Origin of the sequence: Lysinibacillus sp. G4S2, assembly GCF_030348505.1 — a bacterium.
GTDB lineage: Bacteria > Bacillota > Bacilli > Bacillales_A > Planococcaceae > Lysinibacillus.
Genome location: NZ_JAUCFJ010000002.1, coordinates 4,534,717 through 4,550,940 on the forward strand (window position 1 = coordinate 4,534,717; position 16,224 = coordinate 4,550,940).

Here is a 16,224-nt window from a genome sequence, read left to right on the forward strand (position 1 = left end):
CCCGCTATATAAAATTATGTCCCACTTATGATTTCATTATAATCCTCTTTATAATAAAGAGCAAGTAAATGCTATGTATTGGCATAAAGAATTATTATTTACAGCAAAGTAGCTTATTTGCGCCTATGTTGGGGTTCATTGGATGAAACTTTCACTGAATCTGCTAATGAGCTTTAAAATAAAGTTTGATCATAAGTACGCTACAAACATGGATTCTACAAAAGAAAAATTCCACCTATTTTGAAAAGATGAATTCTTATCCGATAGATTTAAGGTTTGATTTTAATTGTTCATTTTCTTCATGTTCGACAATCGCACCCGCTAGTTGAAAACACATTTAGCTGGGGGACACTTACCTTAACGATAGTACCTGAACTAAATGTGCGTACTTACTTATGTGCGGTTTGTTCTTTATACTCGAGAAGAAATAAATAATTCTTGGGAGGACTAAACTTTGAAAACTCTAGTTATCGTAACTCACCCTAGCATAGATACTTCAGTCATAAATAAGCGATGGGTAACTGAACTTAAAAAATATCCGGAAAAATATACTGTACACGAATTGTATAAGGTGTACCCTGATGGAAACATTGATGTAGAACAAGAACAAAAATTGGTTGAGTCTCATGGGAATCTTGTTCTTCAGTTTCCTATATATTGGTTTAATTGTCCGCCTCTCTTGAAAAAATGGCTTGACGAAGTATTTGCTTACGGTTGGGCTTATGGTTCAAATGGAGGGAATAAATTAACGAATCGCAAAGCTGCTTTAGCAGTGTCTGCAGGAATTAATAAAAAAGATTATAGTGAAGAGGGAAGATATCGCTATACACTCGAGCATTTATTATCTCCTTTCGAAACTACCTTCCAATACTGTAATGCAGATTATCGTTCGTTCTTTGCGTTTTATGGCACAGAAGAAGCACCTAGTATGGAACATGAACAATTTACAGGAGAATTGGAAAAAAGCTCACAAGATTATTTGAATTTTGTTGACAACCTGTAAAAGATTGCTTTTTGAATAAGATAAAGAGGCTTAGACAAAACCTCATTTTTCTGCAGGGAAAGTGGAGCGAGGCGCAACGGCAGCGACAAAAATCTTTAATGAGCTGCAGTTTTGAGATTTATCGAGAACTTTTGATTGTTTATCGACCAACTTTTTTAATTTATCTACCAACTTTTTTAATTTATCTACCAACTTTTGAAAAATATCGACATCTACCTTCATGCAACACTCTCTGATCGCACTGATAATTTACGCCGCTTATGACATAAGCACATTTTTTTACGCAAAATAACATCAAAAACGCGAGAAATCAACGTTTCTAAAATTGATTTCTCGCGCTTTTAAGGTTTTGAGCAGTTATGTCCCAGCCTCTTCGATTGAAACAACATAACTCTGTGCTTACCTCTGTAAAGCCTCTAGAGCTGACAAACGGTTTCTCTCTCCCCACTCGCACATCATGTTTAACACAGGAATGATTGAAAGACCACGTTCAGATAATGAATATTCAACTTTTGGAGGTATTTGAGGAAACTCCTTGCGAATGATAAGGCCATCTGTCTCCAAATCTTTTAACATGGTGCTTAGCGTTTTGAAGGGAATGGTACCGATACAGCGCTTCAATTCATTAAACCGCATAACCTCATTTTCAGACAGCCAATACATAATAATCATTTTATATTTTCCACCAATTACGGACAACGTGTATCCAAAGCTAGTGTTTTTTAATTCCACGCCGGTCGGAACACAGGTTTCACGCATAAATTACACTCTCCTTTTGGCAAGTATATGATACAAAGATTGCATACTATATAATAGATAATTATACATTATTACCTTGTTATATATAAAATGAACATTATCCGGCTCTTCACCAAAACGTGTGGTTGATTTCCGTTCCGACTGGGCGCTTTCCTGGGGGCGTCCGATGAGCCGCTTCACTCGCGTTGCTCGCTCCAGGGTCTCATCTGTGACGCTGATCCCCAAGGAGTCGCCCAGTCTCCACTACAATCAACTAATATACAGCGCATATATTTTAAAAAATGTCATCCACAACTTTTGGTGATGATCCATTATCATTAAATGTCTAATTTAGTCCACACTTTAATATAAATGATTGGACTTTGTAATAAAGTTTAATCTAATAGGAGTTGGATACCTCTTATTAGTAAAATCCTTGACCATTTTGTTTTTCAACACAATGAAAAACTCGTAACCAATTTGACATGGCTACGAGTTTTTAGTTAGCTTATTTTGTGAAAGATAATATTGCGTTTTTCTTAAATCCGCCTAAAGCTTTTGTTGCTTCATTTTTATTTGTGTATTCAAAAATACGAACGTCCTTTTTCTCAAATACTGTAATAACCCACATTGTAAAATCTCCCTTCAAATATGTTTATGTTTTTGTAATATAACAACCACTAAAAATCGTGATACTTTTGTAAACTGTTTTATAACAACCTCTTACTTGATTCCTATTCTACTCCGATTTTTTAAAAAATAAAGCCTAATGTGAAGGTCTTCACAAACTGTTCAAATTCATAACGCTTTCATTGAACAATTTGTGAATTGTGGATATTACCGCTAAAGATTTGGGTAAAGCATAATCCGTGGGCCAACAGTGTTTTATGTGCGAAAGCGCAGTGCTAACGTAGCGACAGCAACAAATGTTTTTTGCGCGAAAGCACAGTGCTAACGTAGCGACAGCAACAAATATTTTTTGCGTGAAAGCGTAGTATAAATGAAGCGACAGTAACTGATATTTTTAGGCTGAGTTCCTCTATTTCAGCGAATGGATATCCAAAAAACTGCTGAAATAAGATAAAAAATTCTGCTCTTTCTTCACTGCCACTTATATAGCAGGAGAAATGCAGAATTTTTAGTGTAGATTTCATTCACTTAATGTTTTGCTTCATTAAATGAGCGATTTGCTGCTCATTTGTCTGTTCGATTTCTTCTAATTTTTGAATCACTAATTTCTGTCTATCATTAGAATGGTCCTGGCTTAACTTCTTCTTACCTTCCATACTTGAGATTTTTAATTTAAAACCTTGAACCCCTTTGTTTAGATTGCTTACACGTTGTTCATCTACCTGAGTTAGGCTATATGTGCTGTTACTGTGTTCATATTTTTCAATCATGTTGTTAAATGATTTTATTAGTTCATCATTGTGGTCAATAAGCTCTATTTCACCATAAACATGTACTGCTACATAATTCCATGTTGGGACAGCTTGATTTGTTTCATACCATGATGGAGATATGTAGCAATGCGGTCCGTGAAACACTGCTAAAACTTTTTGGTTTTCAATACCCCTCCATTGAGGGTTACCTTTTGCAAAATGTCCAATTAAACAGTCTTTTTTGTCATTGAACAATAATGGAAGATGTGTTGCATAAGGTATTCCTTCATGGGTTGAAAAAAGTGTCGCAAAACTGTTCTCCTGAATAACTTCTATCATCTCAGAAATATCTTTTATTTTAAAAGCCGCTGGTATGAACATCAGCAAATTCCCCCTTTGTTATTCACTACATAAATTCTCCATCAGTGTGGCGTAATCCAAATTGCCGTATTGTATAACTTGCCCATCTTTTTCTACTACCGGAATCATTAACATATATTTTTCATGTATGCTCTCATCTTCTTCAATATCAATAATTTCAATATCGAAATGTATATCCTCCTGTACAAGCTTTAATGTATGCAGTCCCTCTACACATAATCCACAATTAGCTCGACTAAAAAATTTCACGTTCAATTACAGCACCTCCATAAAGTAATTATAAAACGAAACAGCTATCTATAAGTAAGATACTGTAATCCCCATTACTTGCCAACTCTCTCATTCTCGTGCTAGCATGACTCCTTCTACTTAACTTATTAGTATTAAGCCCTTATAATAAGTCCTCTAACTAGAAAAAAAACTGTGCAAGCAACTTCCTGCACAGTTTTTTCTCGAATTATTTTTTTAAATGACTATCTAAGAATTTTAGCATTGCATTATAGAATTCAATGCGATTTTCTTCATTTTGGAAGACATGACCTTCATTTTCTTTCAACATGTACTCCACTTCAACGCCTTTTGCACGTAATGCCTCAACGATTTGATCAGATTCAGCTTTATTTACACGTGGATCATTTGCACCTTGAGCTACAAATAATGGCGTTTTAATTTTATCCACATGGAAGATAGGCGAAGCAGCTGTTAATAGTTCTTTATCCTTCTCTGGATGCCCTACACGTTCATAAAGTTGGTTACGCATTGTTTCCCAATATGGAGGGATTGTATTTAATAATGTAAAGATATTCGATATTCCTACATAGTCAACTGCTGCTGCATATAAATCAGGTGTAGTAGTTATACCAGCTAACGTTGCATACCCTCCAAATGATGCACCGTAAATTCCGATGCGTTCTGGATCTGCAATACCTTGGTCAATTGCCCATTGTACACCATCTGTAATATCATCTTGAATTTTCAGACCCCATTGTTTATTACCCGCATCTAAAAACTCTTTTCCGTAACCCGCGGAAGAACGGAAATTCACTTGTAACACGGCATAACCACGGTTTGCTAGTAGTTGTACTTCTGGATTAAAGCCCCATATATCACGCGCCCATGGACCACCATGTGGATTGACGATAAGTGGCAGATTTTTTGCCTCTTTGTTTTTCGGCAAAGTTAAATAACCGTTAATTGTTAAGCCATCTCGACTCTTATATGAGATTGGATGCATTTCTGCAAGCTCCTCTGGGTTTAACCATGGGCTTAATGTAGCCATTTCTGTCAATTCATCTGTTGTTGAATCGTAGTAATAATATTTTCCGTAAACAGTGTCACTTGAAACGCTAACAATGAATTTTGTCATATCTTTGTTGTAATCATTAATACCCAATTCACTTTCTTGAACGCCTAATTTGTTTTGAATTTTACGGAATACTTTTTCAAAGTCCTCATCAAAGAATTGATAATGTAGCTTATCTGTTATATATGAACTGCATAATAATTTATCTTTTTCAGCATTATATAATACACCTATTATATCCACTTCTGGGTTGGACATAATTACTTCTTCTTTGCCTTCTAAATCATATTTAACCACTTCTACTTTATCTCTTCCTTTATTAGAAATTGCGTAAATATATTTATTGTCTTTTGAGAAAGAAAAAGGGTTTACTACATCTCCTGCTTCTAATTCAATAAATGGCTTGAATTCATCTTTTTCTGAATCACGATAAAGAACAGTACCAACTACGCCATCTGAAGCAACTGCCATTCGTACTTCTCCATTACTATCTGCTAACCAGCTACTAATATTACCTGGGTTTTTAGCGACACGTGTAGTTTCTCCAGTCTTCACATTCAGCTTGTACACATCAAAGGCTTTCGCATCTTCTTTATTCATCAAAATAAGGATTTCGTCTTTAACCCCCTGCAAATCACTTAAAAACTTAATCTTCACATTTGGATAAGGTGTTAAATCCTTTTCCTCATTACCATTAAAAGATGTCGAATAAATGTGGAAGTTTTCGTCCCCACCTTTATCCTTTAAATATAGTAGATTACCATCTTTCCAGAAAGATCCATCGATATCGCGATCAGTTGAACTAGATACACGTACTGGCTTGCTATCATCGTTCATTTTTTTCACGAAAACATTTGAACGATTTTCCCATTCAGCATTATATGTAATGTAATTACCGTCTGGTGAGAGTGAATAGCCAACGTTTCCTGGGTTTTTCATGAAATCTTCTACGGAAATTTCTTTCACACCTTCATTATTTACATCGCTTTTCACAGCTTTAGCATTGTTTAAAATTTTCTCTGCATCTTGTTTAGAAATCGTTTCACTATTTGAAAGACCTTTAAATAAACCAAGCTTATTGGCTTTTTCTTGATACTCAGCAAGTGTTACTTCTTTTTCCTCTTTATCTAAAGCTCTTACTAAAATACGTGCCGCTTCATCACGTTTAATATTCGCGCTTAAATCTTTTAATTCTTCACCTTTAACCCACTGATTAATGATTTGCTGACGCATTGTCTCTGATCCATGTTGGAATGTTAGAGCTGTGACAGTTAAATCTAAAAATTCCTTAGCAGATAAACTTTCCTCTTTTACTTCTACTTGACTACTAGTTTCATTAGCAGCGCGCACTTCCTGCATAGATACAGGAATGACTACAGATGTTGTTAAAATAACCGCTAATGATGCTGATAAAAATCTTTTTTTCAAAATGATTCCTCCTTTAATCAGTCGCGTAATGTCATTTGTCGATACAACAAAATCATAACAATTTTAGTATTTTTGTCAATCATTAGTTATACAATTGAGCAAGATGAAAACGATTTAGTACATAAATAGCAAAGCGAAAACTCCTCTCGTGATGTGTCTAGTTAACAAAAATTATTGAATCCATAAAAAACTGTGCAAGATATCCCCTGCACAGTCTTCTTTTATATTATTTTTTTAAATGACTATCTAAGAATTTTAGCATTGCATTATAGAATTCAATTTTATTTTCTTCGTTATGGAAACCATGGCCTTCATTATCTTTCAGCATATATTCAACATCTACGCCTCTTTCACGTAATGCTTTAACAATTTGATCAGATTCAGCCTGATTTACACGCGGATCATTTGCCCCTTGAGCTACAAATAGCGGCGTTTTAATTTTATCAACATGGAAGACAGGTGAAGCAGCTGTTAATAGCTCTTTATCCTTCTCTGGATGCCCTACACGTTCATAAAATTGGTTACGCACTGTTTCCCAATATGGAGGAATTGTATTTAATAATGTAAAGATATTCGATACACCTACATAATCAACTGCTGCTGCATATAGATCTGGTGTAGTAGTGATACCAGCTAAAGTTGCATAGCCTCCAAATGATGCACCGTAAATTCCGATGCGTTTAGGGTCTGCAATACCTTGGTCGATTGCCCATTGTACACCATCTGTAATATCATCTTGAATTTTTAGACCCCATTGTTTATTACCAGCCTCTAAAAACTCTTTTCCGTAACCTGTTGAAGAACGGAAATTCACTTGTAATACGGCATATCCACGGTTTGCTAGTAGTTGTACTTCTGGATTAAAGCCCCACATGTCTCGAGCCCATGGTCCACCGTGTGGATTGACGATAAGAGGTAGGTTTTTAGCCTCTTTGTTTTTAGGTAAAGTTAAATAACCGTTAATTGTCAAGCCATCTCTACTCTTATAGGAAATTGGATGCATTTCCGCAAGCTCCTCTGGGTTTAACCAAGGGCTTAACGTTGCCAATTCTTTTAATTCATCTGTTGTTGAATCGTAGTAATAGAATTTTCCGAAAACAGTGTCACTAGCAACACTAACAATGAATTTTGTCATTTCTTTGTTGTAATCATTGATGCCTAATTCACTTTCAGAAACACCTAATTTGTTTTGAAGTTTACGGAATAATTTTTCAAAGTCCTCGTCAAAGAATTGATAATGCAGCTTATCTGTTACATAGGTACCGTATAATAATTTATCTTTATCAGCACTATATAATACACCTGCTACATCCACGTCTGGGTTGGACATAATTACTTCTTCTTTACCTTCTAAATCATATTTAACTACTTCTACTTTGTCTCTTCCTTTATTAGAAGTTGCGTAAATATGTTTATTGTCTTTAGAGAAGGCAAGTGGCATTACTTGTTCCCCTGCTTTAAATTCAATAAATGGCTTGAATTCATCTTTTTCTGAATCACGATAAAGAACAGTGCCTTCTACACCGTCTGAAGCAACTGCCATACGTACATTGCCATCACGATCTGCTAACCAGCTAACAATATTGCCTGGGTTTTTAGCAACATGTGTTGTTTTACCAGTCTTCACATTCAGCTTGTACACATCAAAGACTTTTGCATCTTCTTTATTCATCATAATAAGGATTTCGTCTTTAACGCCCTTTAAACCACTTAATAACCCAACTGTTACATTTGGATAAGGAGTTAAATCTTTTTCCTCATTACCGTTAAATGATGTTGAATAAATGTGGAAGTTTTCGTCGCCACCTTTATCCTTTACATATAGTAAATTATCATCTTTCCAGAACGATCCGGCGATATCACGATCTTTTGAGCTAGATACACGTACTGGCTCGCTATCGTCATTCATTTTCTTTACGAAAACATTTGAACGATTTTCCCATGGAGCGGTGAACGTAATGTAATTACCATCTGGTGAAAGTTCATAACCGAAGTTACCTGGATTTTTCATGAAATCTTCTACAGAAATTTCTTTCACGCCTTCATTACTTACACCATTTTTCACTTTTTTTGCGTTATTCAAAATTTTAACCGCGTCTTGCTTTGAAATTGTTTCACTATTTGAAAGACCGTCAAATAAACCAAGCTTATTTGCTTTTTCTTGATACTCAGCAAGCGTTGCTTCTTTTTCCTCTTTATCTAAGGCTCTTACTAAAATACGTGCCGCTTCATCACGTTTAATATTCGCACCTAAATCTTTTAATTCTTCGCCTTTTACCCACTGATCAATGATTTGTTTACGCATTGTCTCTGAGCCATGCTGGAATGTTAGAGTTGTGACAGCTAAATCTAGAAACTCCTTTGCAGATAGTTGTTCCGCTTTTACTTCTACTTGACTGCTAGTTTCATTGGCAGCGCGCACTTCCTGCATAGATACAGGAATAACTACAGATGATGTTAAAATAATTGCTAATGATGCTGATAAAAATCTTTTTTTCAAAATGTTTCCTCCTTATATCAGTACACGTTATATCGTTTGTCGATACAATGAAATTATAACAATTTTAGTCCTTTTGTCAATAATTGATAATATTTCAGATAAGAGGCTGATCACCATAACGTGTGGTTGATTTCTTTGCTAGAAAGAGCTTGTTTTTCGATAAAAGCCCAAAAAGTTTCGATAAAATGAGATTTTGTTTCGATAAAAGCTCAAATAGTTTCGATAAAGAGCGATTTTGTTTCTATAAATCCAGGATGTGATGCTCTTAGTTTTCGTTCCTCTACATGCTCGCTCCAGGGTCTCATCTGTGACGCTAATCCCCAAGGAGTCGCCCAGTCGGAACGAAGATCAACTAATATACAGAGCGTATATTTTTAAAAATGTCATCCACAACTATTAGTGATGAGCCAGATAAGTGGCTAATTTCCTCTACAGGCTACTCGCTTTCCTGCTGGCGGTCGAGTAGCCCTACACTACAATCAGTTAAAAATGGGAATATATTAGCAAAATAGCACCAAAAAATCCTTTATCGTCAATAAACCTATTTTTTTGCCAATCAATACACCTGATTATATTTAATTAAAATTGGCTCATGGCATACTTTTTAACAAATATCATTCACAACTTTTGATGATGTGCCATAAAATTTCTCTTTTAATCCTATAAAAAAAGCGAACTGAAATAAACAGCTCACTTTAGATACAAAGAATTCATTAAAATTTCCGACTTGCACCACCACCAGCAGATGAGCCTCCTCCGAATCCACCAAAGCCACTACCTCCAGAACCGCCACCAAAACCACCAGGAAAACCGCCACGTCCACCTGAACGAGGTCCTCTTCCCCTACCATTTGACATAAATGTATAAATAATAAGTACTATAATAACGAGTAAAATAAACATCCACGTCGGCATTTCTTCATCGTCAACATTCTTTTCAGGTAGCTCTCCATCCCAATTGTATTCTTGTGCGACAGTTTGAAATACTTCAGCATACGTTGCTTTAAATGCCTTATCAATATTTCCAGCACTTGCATTTGGATAAAATGCTGTATCTAAAATGCGTCCCAGCTTGCCATCTGGTAATGCTCCTTCGAGACCTTGACCTACAGCAATGACGACATCATTATTGCCTTCACCTTGCCCAAATGTTGCTAATATTAAGACACCATTATTTTTTTCTTTATCACCAATGCCCCACGAACGAATCATTTTTGTAGCATACATTTTTGGTTCTTGGCCATTCATGTTATCTACAGTTACGATCATAATTTCAGCACCGGTGCCTTTGTCTAGCTGCTCTGAAAAACGATCAAGCTCTTTCTTCACCGAAGCAGACAAAACATTAGCAAAATCATGAATATACGTATTTTTCATCGGTGCAGGCATTGCTGCATTGGCAACCTTTATAGATAAAATACACATGGAACAAATGATTATAAATCGTGCGATAAAACGTTTCATTATTGTTTACCTGAATTGCTAAAATCTATAGATGGTGCCTTTTCAGCTCCCGCAGCTGCTTTGAAGTATTCTTTCTTTTCAAAGCCAAACATTCCTGCAATTAGATTTCCTGGGAAACGTTTGACCGATTTATTAAAAGTCTGCACTTCATTGTTGTAGTCTTCTCGAGCAACAGCTAAGCGGTTTTCTGTTCCAGCTAATTCATCCATTAATTGACGGAAATTCGCATCTGCCTTTAAATTTGGATAATTTTCAACGACTACTAGCAATCGACTAAGTGCCCCGTTCAATGCATCATTGGCTACCGCCTGTTCCTCTGGACTACGTGCACTCCCCATTTGTGCACGTGCCTCTGTAATGCTAGTAATAACTTCCTTCTCATGATTAGCGTATCCTTTAACAGATTCTACTATATTCGGAATCAAATCATAGCGACGTTGTAGCTGATTTTCGACTTGAGCCCATTTTGAATCAACACTTTCTTCGGCTGTTACAAGGCTATTGTATTTTGGAATAAATAGTAAGGCCAATACAACAAGAATAATAACGATAATCCCTATAGGTCCAAATATTTTTTTCAATTTACAACCTCCTTCGTCTTCTTTTCTATACCAACAGTAAAAAACATCTTTATTCTACATATATGCAAATACTTTATTGCCGTATGAAATTTGTCTAAAATGCCATACTTAGTACTGTAACAAACTATGATATTGAGGAGGCGCTTTTTTTGTCACAATCGTTTCATAACGAATCATCAAACCAAACATCATCATTCAACCAACAACAAAGCCTAAATCATGGTGGGCATGAACTAATGGACATGCATGAAACAATTGGCGAAATCATTGCTGGTATGAATCAATCCATTGTTTTACGTCCACATATTAAGGACCCTGAATTACTTAGCATTTTGGATCGTCAATATAATTTCACATTAGGTATGTACAATACTATTGTGGAATCATTTAAAACAGGTCATGATCCTTCTGTTCCTACAGGTCGCTATCAAATGGAGACAGGCAATAATTTTAAATTTGGATTAAATCCTGGCCAGCCTAAAAAACCGATGCAAAATGCAAGTGAACTCAACGATGAAGCAATTTCTGGCTTCCTATTAGGGGCTCAAAAAGGGGCAGCAAAATGTATGACCGCAGCGGCAACGGAAACTACAAACCCTGTAGTTCGACGCGTTGTTGCAGATAGTATTCCCAACTGCATCGAAATGGCATACGAATTATCTATTTACCAAAATATGCACGGCTACTATCAAGTACCACAATATTCTCAACAGGATATGCAAACGATGCTTAGTGCATACGACACTACAACAAATCCCCTTCATTAATTATAAAAACAAGAGCAGTCTCTACTGTGATGTCTATCACAAAGAGACTGCTCTTGTTTAATGAACTATAAAACTTTCCCTAAAAATGCTTTCGTTCGTTCGTTTTGAGGATTACCAAAAAGTTCCTTAGGTGTTCCCTCTTCAACAATATAGCCACCATCCATAAAGACAACACGATCTCCAACTTCACGAGCAAAGCCCATTTCATGTGTCACAACAATCATCGTCATTCCTTCAGCGGCTAGATTTTTCATAACATCTAGTACCTCTTTTACCATTTCGGGATCAAGTGCCGAAGTAGGTTCATCAAATAACATGGCCTTTGGTTTCATCGCTAAAGCACGAGCAATGGCAACACGTTGCTGCTGACCACCAGAAAGCTGCTCAGGGTAGTTATAAGCCTTACTATCAAGACCGACCTTTTTCAACAACTCATGTCCAAGTGCTTCCGCTTCTGCCCTACCCATTTTACGGATTTGCATCGGAGCCATCGTCACATTATCTATAACTGTCATGTGTGGGAATAAATTAAATTGTTGAAACACCATACCCACTTCAGCTCGTATCGCATTAATATTTGTTTTCGGATCATTAATCTTCACATTCTCGATATAAATGGCACCATCTGTTACTTCTTCTAACATATTAATGCAACGTAAAAATGTACTTTTCCCCGAACCTGAAGGGCCAATTACACAAACAACTTCCTTTTCTTGAATTTCATAATCAATACCTTTTAATACTTCCAATTTGCCGAAATATTTGTGTAAATTTTCAATTTTAATCATCGTGCTTCCCGCCCTTCTGTCTTACGAGGGACATAGCTATTACTAAATCGCTTTTCAATAAATGCTACAATCTTTGTTACACCATACGTTAAAATTAAATATAATACTGCTGCAACAATATATGGTTCCCAGAAACGGAAGCTCGCTCCTGCTACTACTTTACTTGCATATAAAATATCTGGAGCCGCAATAACGGTTACTAAAGATGAGTCTTTTAATAAAGCAATAAACTCATTACCTAACGGCGGAATCATTCGTCTAAAAGCTTGTGGTAAAATGACTTTTCGCATCGCTTGGTTATGTGTTAAGCCAAGAGAACGAGCTGCCTCCATTTGTCCTTTAGCAATACTTTGAATTCCCGCACGGAAAATCTCTGCATTGTATGCCGCACAGTTTAAAATAAGCGCCGTAATCCCTGACACCATATAGCCTAATGAATGTCCAAAAATAGTCGGTATCACCGCTAAGTGAATTAATAAAATTTGTACAAGCATCGGTGTCCCACGAAATAAATCTACGTACAGTTTACATGGCCAATAAATCCATTTTCTAGTCGATAATTTTCCAAGTCCTAAAAATAGCCCTAAAAGAATTCCGCCAAAATAACCACTGAGCGTTAAAATTAGCGTCACACCAATACCACGTATAAACATATCACGGTAGTTCCAGACTATGTCCCAGCGTAAGTCAAAGATGTCCATCCGAAAACCCCACTTCCCCTTTTAATTCCATCAAAAATCAATTTCGCATTGGCGTAATTGTTGCTGTCGCTTTGCTTTCGCAACAGAGAACATTTGTTGCTGTCGCTTTGCTTTCGCAACAGAGAACATTTGTAGCTGTAGCTGCCGATTTGCTTTCGCTACAATAACATTTTGCTATATGAAAATAAATGAGCCGCTAGCATAACTATACTAGTGGCATCATGTATTTATTATTACTTAAATTCTGTTCCTGTAATTTCTTTTAATTTACCGTTTTCTTTAATTTTTTTCAGACCTTCATTTAATAGGTTTAACAGCTCTTTATTCCCTTTTTGAACCATAAATCCATAATATTCTTTTTCAAATGCGTCATCTTTAACTACTTTAAGCTTTTCTTTTGGATGTGCCTTAATATATTCATAAACTACCGCATTATCACCAATTGTTGCGTCTACGTTTCCATTTAGCATCTCTTGAATAGCAATTGGTTGGGTTTCAAATGCCATAATATTTGTACTTGATTCACCTTGAAGCTTTTTAGCAGCTTCATGACCAGTAGCATTAATTTGTACCGAAATCTTTTTATCTTTTAAATCATCTAAAGATTTAATCTTTGAATCTTCCTTTACAACGATTACTAATTGAGATTCATAATATGGCTCAGTAAAGTCAAATGACTCTTTACGCTTTTTATTAATAGTTATCCCAGATGCACCGATATCTGTTTCACCATTCTTAATTGTTTGGAATACAGGCTCCCAACCAATATTTTGCCATTCCACTTCAAATCCCATTTCATCAGCAATCGCCTTTAAAATATCGACATCAATTCCTACAACATTACCTTTATCATCAAGCGATTCGAATGGTGCAAAAGTAGCTTCTGTTCCTACCTTATAAACTTTTTTACCACTTTCACCTTCGGATGGCTCGCTACCAGATGATGTCTTTTCTTTTGCGCCACAACCTGCTAAAACTATTGCAAATGCTGCGACGACCACAAGTAACATAGATAAACTTTTTTTCATAGCTACTCCCCCTAATTCGATTGTTTTCCGAAACACACTTAATATTTTAGTCAATTCGGAAACTTTAGACTATTAGGTCAATTATAGTGACATTATTCTCTTTAGACAATAACATTCTGTATAAAAGTAATTATTTTTTCATAAAAATTTATTTCGTTTGGGTTTTTTAGCAGAAAACGGCATTAATAAACGGAAATCTAACCTAAAATGTATATTTATACATATCAGAACTATGCCCAAGGTAGATGTTTTTTGGCAAAAAAAAAAGAATCCCCTCAGATAGGATTCTTTTTTCCGACTAGTACACTAGTCTTCACGTACAGTATGTTCACTAAAAAATAATTTGGAGTTGTTGCTTTTTTGAAGGTTTGAAAGGAACACATACGGGAATAATGCTAACTAGATAGTATTCCCATTATTTTCCCCTCTTCTCCACTAAGCAGGCTGCTAAACTACTTATTAGGAGAATGAGCTATAAAAATAAATCAATTAATCAGTAAAATGGCGCCCTCGGAGGGAATCGAACCCCCAGTGCAAGAACCGGAATCTTACGTGTTATCCATTACACCACGAGGGCAATTAAGACCACAAAAAAAAAGTACTCACTCTAGGCTTTATGAAAAGCATGATGTAGATAATCCTCATTTGAAGCATACCTGCAAAATAGTGTACTGTACTTTAACTTATGACCTTATCAATTATACAAACCTATTGCTCATAATTCAACTATAGAATGCAAAAGATTTTAATTTTTTTTAGGCTCTTCACCAAAATATATAGTTGACCGCGCATGACTACGACCGGACGCTTTAGGCAGACGTTGCCTGAGCCTTTTCGTCGCCCGTACTTCGCAATACTTTTTAAGCAAGATCAGATTTTTGTATCGATCCATTTTTTATTTAATTTATTTCACTTTAACAGGGTTAATATTTGACCTTCCCTGACTATAATGTGTATGATAAGGATACAGCTGAAACACAACGGATGTTTTTCAGCAAAAGTATTCGAATTTAGTTTTTTAAGGAGGATTTAACATGAATTTAATTCCTACAGTTATTGAACAAACAAGTCGTGGTGAACGTGCGTATGACATCTATTCACGACTACTAAAAGACCGTATTATCCTATTAGGAAGTGCAATTGACGACAATGTTGCTAACTCAATTGTTGCTCAACTTCTATTCCTACAAGCAGAAGATCCAGATAAAGATATCTCTCTTTACATTAACTCACCAGGTGGATCTATCACTGCTGGTATGGCAATTTATGACACAATGCAAATCATCAAGCCGAAAGTACAAACAATTTGTATTGGTATGGCAGCATCTATGGGTGCTTTCCTACTTGCTGCAGGTGAACCTGGTAAACGCTTCGCATTACCGAATGCTGAAGTAATGATTCACCAACCTCTTGGCGGAGCACAAGGTCAAGCAACTGAAATCGAAATCGCTGCAAAACGTATTTTATTCTTACGTGAAAAATTAAATGGTATTTTATCAGAACGCACGGGTCAACCGCTTGAAGTTATTTCAAGAGATACAGATCGCGATAACTTCATGACTGCTGAGCGTGCAAAAGAATACGGCTTAATCGACCATATTATGGATCGTAGCGACCGTAAATAAAAATAAGGACATCTCAGATTTATTATTTCTGAGATGTCTTTTTTGGTTCTACATATAATGTTGGGATGTTTTATCCGTCGTTGCGATAGGTCTATCCGTCGTTCTGGCGGCGCTTTCCGTCGCTTGGATAGTTCTTTCCGTCACTTTAATTTCTATCCGTCGCTTTGATTTCTATCCGTCACTCTGGCGGCTCTTTCCGTCGTTGCGATTGTTCTATCCGTCACTTTGATGATTCTTTCCGTCGCTTGGATAGTTCTTTCCGTCGCTTTAATTTCTATCCGTCGCTCTGGCGGCTCTTTCCGTCGCTTTGATAGTTCTATCCGTCGCTTGGATGATTCTTTCCGTCGCTTGGATAGTTCTTTCCGTCACTTTAATTTCTATCCGTCGCTCTGGCGGCTCTTTCCGTCGCTCCGATAGTTCTATCCGTCGCTTGGATGATTCTTTCCGTCGCTTGGATTTCTTTCCGTCACTCTGTTAGCTCTTTCCATCGCTTCGAGCCTTTTCTTTCCCTCGCTTTGGCCCTTCTATCCGTCACG

At 36.4% G+C, this 16,224-nt stretch carries 19 protein-coding genes and 1 tRNA gene; 6 read left to right on the plus strand and 14 right to left on the minus strand.

Annotated elements, in window-relative coordinates; all coding sequences use genetic code 11:
• Positions 1–454 precede the first annotated feature (454 nt).
• Positions 455–1,003: an NAD(P)H-dependent oxidoreductase gene (locus QUF91_RS23140; RefSeq protein ID WP_285397306.1), complete on the plus strand. Its 549-nt coding sequence runs from the start codon at positions 455–457 to the stop codon at positions 1,001–1,003.
• Between the two features lie 42 nt (positions 1,004–1,045).
• Here the strand turns inward: QUF91_RS23140 and QUF91_RS23145 are convergent, their stop codons facing one another.
• The 10 genes from QUF91_RS23145 to QUF91_RS23190 form a co-directional block, all read right to left on the minus strand.
• Complete coding sequence (locus tag QUF91_RS23145) at positions 1,046–1,225, minus strand: hypothetical protein (RefSeq protein ID WP_285397307.1); 180 nt, start codon at positions 1,223–1,225, stop codon at positions 1,046–1,048.
• A 177-nt stretch (positions 1,226–1,402) separates the two neighbouring features.
• Positions 1,403–1,762: a winged helix-turn-helix transcriptional regulator gene (locus QUF91_RS23150; RefSeq protein WP_289419494.1), complete on the minus strand. Its 360-nt coding sequence runs from the start codon at positions 1,760–1,762 to the stop codon at positions 1,403–1,405.
• 3 nt (positions 1,763–1,765) lie between these two features.
• On the minus strand, positions 1,766–1,987 hold the full coding sequence (locus tag QUF91_RS23155) for a hypothetical protein (protein WP_289419495.1): 222 nt from the start codon (positions 1,985–1,987) through the stop codon (positions 1,766–1,768).
• A 262-nt stretch (positions 1,988–2,249) separates the two neighbouring features.
• On the minus strand, positions 2,250–2,372 hold the full coding sequence (locus QUF91_RS23160) for a hypothetical protein (RefSeq protein WP_263297453.1): 123 nt from the start codon (positions 2,370–2,372) through the stop codon (positions 2,250–2,252).
• A gap of 523 nt (positions 2,373–2,895) precedes the next feature.
• A complete protein-coding gene (locus QUF91_RS23165; RefSeq protein ID WP_285397828.1) occupies positions 2,896–3,504 on the minus strand; it encodes an FMN-binding negative transcriptional regulator in 609 nt (202 codons plus the stop codon).
• An 18-nt stretch (positions 3,505–3,522) separates the two neighbouring features.
• Complete coding sequence (locus tag QUF91_RS23170; RefSeq protein WP_285397829.1) at positions 3,523–3,759, minus strand: glutaredoxin family protein; 237 nt, start codon at positions 3,757–3,759, stop codon at positions 3,523–3,525.
• Between the two features lie 202 nt (positions 3,760–3,961).
• Positions 3,962–6,235, minus strand: coding sequence for a S9 family peptidase (locus QUF91_RS23175; RefSeq protein WP_289419497.1), 2,274 nt, complete (start codon positions 6,233–6,235; stop codon positions 3,962–3,964).
• A 226-nt stretch (positions 6,236–6,461) separates the two neighbouring features.
• The gene (locus QUF91_RS23180; protein ID WP_289419499.1) at positions 6,462–8,735 is read right to left on the minus strand and encodes a S9 family peptidase; all 2,274 of its coding nucleotides are present in this window, start codon (positions 8,733–8,735) and stop codon (positions 6,462–6,464) included.
• A 713-nt stretch (positions 8,736–9,448) separates the two neighbouring features.
• A complete protein-coding gene (locus QUF91_RS23185; RefSeq protein ID WP_285397833.1) occupies positions 9,449–10,198 on the minus strand; it encodes a TPM domain-containing protein in 750 nt (249 codons plus the stop codon).
• The gene (locus QUF91_RS23190) at positions 10,198–10,779 is read right to left on the minus strand and encodes a LemA family protein (RefSeq protein WP_285397834.1); all 582 of its coding nucleotides are present in this window, start codon (positions 10,777–10,779) and stop codon (positions 10,198–10,200) included. Before QUF91_RS23190 ends, QUF91_RS23185 begins: the two co-directional genes overlap by 1 nt.
• 149 nt (positions 10,780–10,928) lie before the next feature.
• Between QUF91_RS23190 and QUF91_RS23195 the strand changes: the two genes are divergently transcribed.
• The gene (locus QUF91_RS23195; protein WP_285397835.1) at positions 10,929–11,546 is read left to right on the plus strand and encodes a spore coat protein; all 618 of its coding nucleotides are present in this window, start codon (positions 10,929–10,931) and stop codon (positions 11,544–11,546) included.
• A gap of 65 nt (positions 11,547–11,611) precedes the next feature.
• On the opposite strand, the gene QUF91_RS23200 is transcribed toward QUF91_RS23195, so the two are convergent.
• The 4 genes from QUF91_RS23200 to QUF91_RS23215 all read right to left on the minus strand — a co-directional run bounded on the left by QUF91_RS23200 (position 11,612) and on the right by QUF91_RS23215 (position 14,640).
• On the minus strand, positions 11,612–12,334 hold the full coding sequence (locus QUF91_RS23200) for an amino acid ABC transporter ATP-binding protein (RefSeq protein WP_285397836.1): 723 nt from the start codon (positions 12,332–12,334) through the stop codon (positions 11,612–11,614).
• Positions 12,331–13,035, minus strand: coding sequence for an amino acid ABC transporter permease (locus QUF91_RS23205; RefSeq protein WP_285397837.1), 705 nt, complete (start codon positions 13,033–13,035; stop codon positions 12,331–12,333). The genes QUF91_RS23200 and QUF91_RS23205 overlap by 4 nt, the downstream gene beginning before the upstream one ends.
• A 233-nt stretch (positions 13,036–13,268) precedes the next feature.
• Positions 13,269–14,063: a basic amino acid ABC transporter substrate-binding protein gene (locus QUF91_RS23210; RefSeq protein ID WP_285397838.1), complete on the minus strand. Its 795-nt coding sequence runs from the start codon at positions 14,061–14,063 to the stop codon at positions 13,269–13,271.
• A 502-nt stretch (positions 14,064–14,565) separates the two neighbouring features.
• Positions 14,566–14,640: transfer RNA gene (locus QUF91_RS23215), tRNA-Arg, on the minus strand.
• Between the two features lie 457 nt (positions 14,641–15,097).
• Here QUF91_RS23215 and clpP point away from each other — a divergent pair.
• Genes clpP through QUF91_RS23235 form a run of 4 tightly spaced genes read left to right on the plus strand, consistent with a single transcriptional unit; the run spans position 15,098 to position 16,166 of the window.
• The gene (gene clpP, locus QUF91_RS23220) at positions 15,098–15,688 is read left to right on the plus strand and encodes an ATP-dependent Clp endopeptidase proteolytic subunit ClpP (RefSeq protein WP_285397839.1); all 591 of its coding nucleotides are present in this window, start codon (positions 15,098–15,100) and stop codon (positions 15,686–15,688) included.
• A gap of 42 nt (positions 15,689–15,730) precedes the next feature.
• Positions 15,731–15,856, plus strand: a complete 126-nt coding sequence (locus QUF91_RS23225) for a hypothetical protein (RefSeq protein WP_289419500.1) — start codon at positions 15,731–15,733, stop codon at positions 15,854–15,856.
• Positions 15,853–15,999: a hypothetical protein gene (locus QUF91_RS23230; RefSeq protein ID WP_289419501.1), complete on the plus strand. Its 147-nt coding sequence runs from the start codon at positions 15,853–15,855 to the stop codon at positions 15,997–15,999. Before QUF91_RS23225 ends, QUF91_RS23230 begins: the two co-directional genes overlap by 4 nt.
• The gene (locus QUF91_RS23235; protein ID WP_289419503.1) at positions 15,996–16,166 is read left to right on the plus strand and encodes a hypothetical protein; all 171 of its coding nucleotides are present in this window, start codon (positions 15,996–15,998) and stop codon (positions 16,164–16,166) included. Before QUF91_RS23230 ends, QUF91_RS23235 begins: the two co-directional genes overlap by 4 nt.
• Positions 16,167–16,224: the final 58 nt, after the last annotated feature.